At 45.1% G+C, this 6409-nt stretch carries 8 protein-coding genes; 2 read left to right on the plus strand and 6 right to left on the minus strand.

From position 1 onward, the window contains the following. The first annotated feature begins 23 nt into the window (after positions 1-23). Positions 24-1046: an IS110 family transposase gene (locus C7A19_RS11220; protein WP_116644905.1), complete on the plus strand. Its 1023-nt coding sequence runs from the start codon at positions 24-26 to the stop codon at positions 1044-1046. A gap of 125 nt (positions 1047-1171) precedes the next feature. Here C7A19_RS11220 and C7A19_RS15825 read toward each other — a convergent pair whose 3' ends face one another. The 5 genes from C7A19_RS15825 to C7A19_RS11240 form a co-directional block, all read right to left on the minus strand. Beyond that, positions 1172-1297, minus strand: a complete 126-nt coding sequence (locus C7A19_RS15825) for a hypothetical protein (RefSeq protein ID WP_255566277.1) — start codon at positions 1295-1297, stop codon at positions 1172-1174. A 9-nt stretch (positions 1298-1306) separates the two neighbouring features. Continuing rightward, positions 1307-1966, minus strand: coding sequence for a hypothetical protein (locus tag C7A19_RS11225; RefSeq protein ID WP_235614294.1), 660 nt, complete (start codon positions 1964-1966; stop codon positions 1307-1309). Between the two features lie 111 nt (positions 1967-2077). Further along, positions 2078-2731 (minus strand): hypothetical protein, encoded by a 654-nt coding sequence (locus tag C7A19_RS11230; protein ID WP_201264082.1) that lies wholly within the window; start codon positions 2729-2731, stop codon positions 2078-2080. 121 nt (positions 2732-2852) lie between these two features. Continuing rightward, a complete protein-coding gene (locus C7A19_RS11235; RefSeq protein WP_155522564.1) occupies positions 2853-3431 on the minus strand; it encodes a hypothetical protein in 579 nt (192 codons plus the stop codon). Between the two features lie 223 nt (positions 3432-3654). Beyond that, a complete protein-coding gene (locus tag C7A19_RS11240; RefSeq protein ID WP_116644908.1) occupies positions 3655-4188 on the minus strand; it encodes a hypothetical protein in 534 nt (177 codons plus the stop codon). A gap of 335 nt (positions 4189-4523) precedes the next feature. Between C7A19_RS11240 and C7A19_RS15685 the strand changes: the two genes are divergently transcribed. Continuing rightward, the gene (locus C7A19_RS15685; RefSeq protein WP_201264083.1) at positions 4524-5480 is read left to right on the plus strand and encodes an IS110 family transposase; all 957 of its coding nucleotides are present in this window, start codon (positions 4524-4526) and stop codon (positions 5478-5480) included. A 21-nt stretch (positions 5481-5501) separates the two neighbouring features. Here C7A19_RS15685 and C7A19_RS11250 read toward each other — a convergent pair whose 3' ends face one another. Next, positions 5502-6038, minus strand: coding sequence for a uracil-DNA glycosylase family protein (locus tag C7A19_RS11250; protein WP_116644909.1), 537 nt, complete (start codon positions 6036-6038; stop codon positions 5502-5504). Between the last annotated feature and the right edge of the window lie 371 nt (positions 6039-6409).

Raw genomic sequence — 6409 nt, forward strand, 5'->3', positions numbered from 1 at the left:
GGCCTTTAATACCGGAGGTAACCATGTCTACTCAATTCTTTTGTGGCGTTGATCTCGCCAAGCACCACTTTTCTCTTCACGCGGTGGATGACCACGGAAAAGTCATTCTCCATAAATCTGTTTCACGCGCTAAGCTACTGGCTACATTAGCAAATATGCCTACGATGTGCATAGGTATTGAGACCTGTAGTGGGGCACATTATTGGGCCAGAGAATTCAACAAGCTCGGCCACGATACCCGCATCATGGCCGCAAAGTATGTCGGTCCTTATCGCACAAAAGTAAAAAATGACCTGAACGATGCCGTTGCCATTTGTGACGCTGTTCAGCGTCCAAACAGCCGGTTCATTCCTGTTAAGTCACCCGAACGCCAAGCGATTCTTGCCATTCATCGTGTACGTGAACATTGGGTCAATGAACGTACCGCCCTCATTAATCGCATTCGTGCATTACTGGCAGAGTTCGGCATTATTATTCCAACAGGACGAGCCGCCGTTCACCGTCAAGTACCACTCATTCTCGAGGCAGCAGAAAATGGCCTACCTGATATTGCTCGTGCTGTCGTGGCAGATTGCTTTGACCACCTACAAACACTTAATCAGCGTATCGACGATACTGAGCAGTGTTTCGATATGGTTACCAAGGCCAGTCCCAATGCCCAGCGTATTCTTAATGTTCGCGGCATTGGTCCACAAACAGCAACGGCGATTATCGCCACTATCGGAAAAGGCGAGCAGTTTGATTCCGGTAGAGACTTTTCGGCTTGGCTTGGATTAGTGCCCAAACAGTACTCAACCGGAGGAAAGCCTCGATTAGGTCGTATTAGTAAACGAGGAGATAAATATCTCAGAACACTCTTAGTGCATGGCGCGAGAGCCGTCATCACGAACCTAGGCGATAAGCAAGATAGGCTCAGTGTTTGGGGGCGAAATATCCTTGAGCGACGTGGCATGAATCGCGCCATTGTCGCTCTCGCAGCCAAAAATGCACGCATTGTGTGGGCGTTATTGCACCATCAAACAGATTATCAAGACTACGCGGCCTAACTCGTCACTGTCGTAAAGAGAAGTACACCAACCGGGTCATTGCACACGCAAGTTGATGAGTATCGGTGAAGACCATTTGCAGAGAGCCTGTTAATGCGGCGGGCACCTTGATGCCTTCTAACGAATTAGGCACTGCAACCGCGCAATGTCATCAGGGCCATGACGTGAGTCAGTAAAAGGCCGAATGTAGAGCGGCAGTCCAAACCAAACTCAATACGCTTCGCGGATGCTTGACGAACGAGGGAATCCATGTAGCCTCATTAGCTGTAAATTGACGAATGAACTAATGGTTTAAAACCCGCCTTATACATTTGAACAATAGTATATGGGGTAATAACTGATACAGTTTCGTTTTGAGAAGGTAGCGAGCGTGATTCAGTGTAGCCATGATGAGACCATTTATGAAGACTGCCACTCCAAAAGAGATACGTTTCCTTGCCAATAGCTATAAAACTACCTTCTGAAACTTCGCTAAAATTCGCACTATATAAGACTTTGTCTCGATTACGACTAGCTCTTTCCAGATGAAGTTGTTTGTCTATTTCTGGAGCTGACACTGCAACCTTATCAGGAGAACTGCTTACCTCACCCCATAAGCGTTTAAATTCATTAAATCTCTGTCGCCTACAATGAGCGCAAGGCCGGTGGCCTGCGGATAATGCTGTAGCTTCGTCCAAAAAAAACAGCTCAGAGTAGCTACCCGGAGAAAACAATTCTCGCTTTATTCCCTTAAAGCTAAGTTCACAAATCACCCAATTTTTGTGCGCCCAAGGCTTAACTATTTTCCTACTCTCATCATGCAGAATCCCTCTATTTCCGAGGAACTCACCTCGCGAGCTGACGGCAGTCAAATTCCCCAAAGGATCGACTCTATTTTGTAATGGCACTAACCTACCTCCTACAGCTAACGCTTCAAACACCGGAGCAGCTTTTCTGCGTCCGAGTGCTTTGACTTGTTAGCGCCGTTTATTCCTGGCAGGCGTATTGCTAGAATATTAGTCACGCAAACAGGAGCGATACACCCGACTGGTTTAGATAGACTCATCATTTCCCTTAACCTTCTTTACTACTGGGTTTTCTAAAGAGTTAGCCTCTATCTGGTTTGATAAATTCCTTACATCTTGATTGAGCTTACCTACGCTTTTCCCTACACCGTCTATGGAATCCACAATCTTTAGTAAATATGGCTTGTTAATAAGGCCCGGCAGATCAGCATACGGCTTAACATCCAATAGATAGTCTTCATATTTTGCATTCGCCCCATTCAAGCTAGTCCACTCCAAGCGAACATTAAAAGGGGGCATAGGCTCTTTAGAGTCGGAATCTTTAGGCTTGAAAAGTTGAAAACCGATAGCAAACAATATCGAAATTTTCTCTCCTTGCGGAATTAGAGTTATAGGGCCTCTCTTTGTGGTGCAATCCAGGGTTAGGTTATAGCGGGTGAAGTGCTCTGACTCTCCCAGGAATTGAAAGTAAACATTTCTTGCGGGGCCTGTACCTACATTAGCAATTGAGATATTCAAGCCACCTGTTCCATCTGGATGCGGCTCAAAGTACGCAACTAAATTAGGCTCCGAGCCAGCCTTCCGCAGCAACCAATTCTCACGCCACAAAAATACAGTAAGAATAGCTATTACAACCGTGGAGAAACCGCTGAGAATCGTAGCTATGTCGTCTAGGCCCATTAATGCTTCCTCTCGTATCAATGCCTGTTGGTTTGAGCGCTAACGCTGCCAGTATGCGCGCCTTTGTAGTGGAGGCGAAGCCGTAACGAAAAAGGCGTCGCCGTGCCTGGCCTGGTTATATTTAGTTGCGACCACCCTGAGGCTTCACCTTTGGCAACTCCGGTAATTGGTTGCTTGAGAAAACCATCGCAATGTCTCTGATATCGCCCACAGAAAACTTTACGGGCTTTGGCGGTTCTCCGTTCTCACCGAACAGAACAAAGCGAAATTCGCTTTGATATTGGTACTCCGAGAACTTGCGGAACGGCCCCATTTGGCCATGATAGTCACGTTTATCGACGTATTCGACCGGACCGTGTAGCAGCCGCTTCCCGGCGTCTTGTGCTGCCGCCTTGTAGCGCCTCACAAACTCTTTTAAGTCGGTTATGATCACAGCCGCATCCCCGAAGGCAATATTTCGTTCATCGAAATGAAAGTCGGGCTTATCAGTAAACATGTACATACAGAGGATGTTTCGGCTTTCTTTTTCTCCGTATCTGTACATCAACGGACTTTGTGTACCACCAATCGGCGTCCAGTTACCGGAGCTGTCTCGAATGGAGATTTCTTTGAACTGCCACGCTTCATCCACTCCTTCATGAGTATCTGACCGGAGTGCATCAGACGATTCAACCGTAACGAAATACGCGTCCGTATTCATGTACAGATTTCCGTCAAGGAAGTCAGCCACGTACTTTTGTGGAAGAATCTTGGCTAGTATGACTCCGTACGACATAGTCTCCTTCAAATATAACGCCCAACTAATGGGCAAAAACCACCCCATTCACTCAACCGAACCAGCCTGAACCTCAAAAACAAACCGAACCAAAAGTGCCGCGTGTTTTTGTCCCGTTGAGTTGTTTGTTATAGCGATTATCACCACATCACCACGACTGTATGTCCCAATCACCTGTTTTAGGGTTCCTGACCATCTTGGTATTACTTGGATAATCACTACCAACCAATTTGAAAATGTTTATTACCTGCTCAATAGAAACTGAGTAAAGCTTTTTATTTCGATCTTTGTCTGACGTAACATAAAAACTTACAAGGTGCCCTTCGTCATTTAGTTCTGGCATAAATACATAGCTATGCACAATAAAATTGCACAGTGCTCTGAGAGTTTTGGTTTCACACTGTTTGCCGCCAAGATCATACAACTCGTCCACTCTATGCCAATTCATATAATCTACAGGTTTCAGGTTAGGGAAACACTTCAAACTAACATCAAAGCTTTTGGTTGAGTCTGAGATTTTGGATGTATCCATTAGCTTTCTAATGGCATAAAAACCGATGAAAACATCTTTTTCAATTTGCACGAATTCAGATTCATCAATCTCATTTGATTTACTTAGCTTCTGCAATCTAGATGCGCTTTCTAGTAAAGGTTCTTTCCAATCAAAAGATTCCCAAATCATTTTTTGCCTCTATCGCTATAACGCCCCAATCACGCGCCCAAACTGTTGGGTGCTTTTTGGTGATACACTGACGCGAAGCGGCAATCACCAAAAGCCGCGCGACGATTTGGGTCGCCTTGAATTGGTTTGTATGGATAATCTCACCCGTATTTGGGTAAAGTGAGACCCAGGCTTTAGCTGCAACTAAAGCTTTCTAATGTGCAGTTCGATTGAACGCTGGCTCCTCTGTCGAGAGACCGATAACAAACATGAACGCACCTTAGAACTCCAAGCACCAAACTCGAATACTCGACTGGGTCTCGAACCCGTATTACGCAAACAAGAGTTAGCTTATTATGAATAATGCATCCAATCAAAACATCTACATCGGCGTCGATACCGGCAAAGCGCAACTCGACATCTACGTCAGACCAACTGCGCATTTCTTCTCTGTGCCAAACACTGATAAAGGCATTAAAGATGCATTGAAAATCATCAAGCCATATCAGTCTGAGCGCATCATCATTGAAGCCACTGGCCGATTAGAAATGCCCTTTGTGCTCGCGTGTATTGAAGCCAATTTACCCATCGTACGCGCCAACCCTGTGCACATTAAACGCTTCGCCGGCGCCATTGGCCGCAGAGCGAAAAATGACCGCTTAGATGCTGAGTTAATTGCACATTATGGCGACGCCATTAAGCCTGAAATCACCATTATCAAGGCGGAAAATATACGTCTAATGAGTGACTTAGTCATCAGGAGAAACCAGCTCCTATCTATGCAAACGATGGAAAAGAACCGCTTGCAGATACTGCCCAAAACCTTGCATTCAACCATCAAACCCATGCTCACTGCGATGAAAAATCAAATCACCAACATTGAGCAAAAACTCGTGAAGTTGATTGAAGCATGCCCTGAATATCAGACTAAAAATACGCTCTTACAAAGCGTGCCTGGCATTGGCAGCATTGCGGCAGCATCTATCATCAGTAACGTCCCTGAGCTGGGCTATATAACTAACAAACAAGCGGCATCACTCATTGGTGTTGCACCCGTGACAAAAGAAAGTGGGCGATATAAAGGCAAACGAGTGATCCAAGGTGGACGTGCTCAAGTTCGTACCGTGTTGTATATGGCGATGATGTCTGCGATGCAATGTAATCCTGTTTTTAAAGCGACGTATACCCGATTAGTCGCCGCTGGAAAGCCGAAAAAAGTCGCCATTATTGCCTGTGTGCGCAAGTTGGTAGTGATCTTAAATTCGATGCTTAGAGACGGCGTGATGTGGGATAAAAATCTCGCTAACATTTAGGATTGACGACATACTCGTTTGTTAGGGCAATTTCTCTGCCAGCTGCTTCTTTATAATGTCAGCGCATAACTCTCTTCTTTTGGAGTCCCTGTCACTTTTACCAATATCACGCAAATTCTCAGATCTATTTTTGAATGTTTGGCGCAGACCTCTGAAACCCATATGGCAACTTTCAACCACAATTACGCCGTCTAAATGTTTGCCTAACTTTTTAGCTTTAGCACCACAAAGAATCACACATTCAACTCCCTCAATCTCTCTTTTGATACGTTCAACATTAGAAAGTCTAGAAATGTTTTTATCTGTATCCTCCGTTTTACCGTCATTCTGAGCTAAGAACATTACCTTGGTTGACGCATTTGTAATTCGATAAAAATATCGATCATTGGAAGGGAACAAACTTTCATCGAAATCTCTTAAGTGCTTTAAAATAGCATCTAAATTTTTCCCTGTATCACCAGAAACAGGGCGACCTTTTTCACCCTCGATACGACCGGGTGTACTAAAAACAAATGCAACCCTACTCGCACTATCACCTTTCCAGAAATGTGATGCCATTAACATACTCCTGCTGATTATCGTTTTGCCCTAACATTGTATTAGCGCGCATACTCGATTTCGCAAAATCGTTATCCGCACCATTTTCTACCTAATCGAATGATCCCACGCGGATTTTTCCTCTTTAATCGATACGGCTCTTCCGCGAAAGTGTGCATGCCGCCTATCACTCCTCACGTATTCACACTATCCCCAAGCGTGAGTCTGTAAGCGTCTGACTAATAGGATCTTTTTGTCATCCGTTCTGAGATAGTGTGAATCGGTCACGGATAAACGCGCATCCTATTGAGCGCCGCTGTTAGATAAGCTGGTTGAGTATCCAGTGTTTAGCCATGCTACCGCCGATCAGTTGTCGGCACCTAACACGCCAT

Origin of the sequence: Salinivibrio sp. HTSP (assembly GCF_003390965.1) — a bacterium.
GTDB classification, from domain to species: domain Bacteria; phylum Pseudomonadota; class Gammaproteobacteria; order Enterobacterales; family Vibrionaceae; genus Salinivibrio; species Salinivibrio kushneri.

Excerpts from the sequence above, each read along its gene's own strand:
- C7A19_RS11250 (WP_116644909.1), bottom strand. The coding sequence starts at position 6,038 with ATGGCATCACATTTCTGGAAAGGTGATAGTGCGAGTAGGGTTGCATTT.
- C7A19_RS11235 (WP_155522564.1), bottom strand. The coding sequence starts at position 3,431 with ATGAATACGGACGCGTATTTCGTTACGGTTGAATCGTCTGATGCACTC.
- C7A19_RS15685 (WP_201264083.1), top strand. The coding sequence starts at position 4,524 with ATGAATAATGCATCCAATCAAAACATCTACATCGGCGTCGATACCGGC.
- C7A19_RS15825 (WP_255566277.1), bottom strand. The coding sequence starts at position 1,297 with ATGGATTCCCTCGTTCGTCAAGCATCCGCGAAGCGTATTGAGTTTGGT.
- C7A19_RS11220 (WP_116644905.1), top strand. The coding sequence starts at position 24 with ATGTCTACTCAATTCTTTTGTGGCGTTGATCTCGCCAAGCACCACTTT.
- C7A19_RS11230 (WP_201264082.1), bottom strand. The coding sequence starts at position 2,731 with ATGGGCCTAGACGACATAGCTACGATTCTCAGCGGTTTCTCCACGGTT.
- C7A19_RS11240 (WP_116644908.1), bottom strand. The coding sequence starts at position 4,188 with ATGATTTGGGAATCTTTTGATTGGAAAGAACCTTTACTAGAAAGCGCA.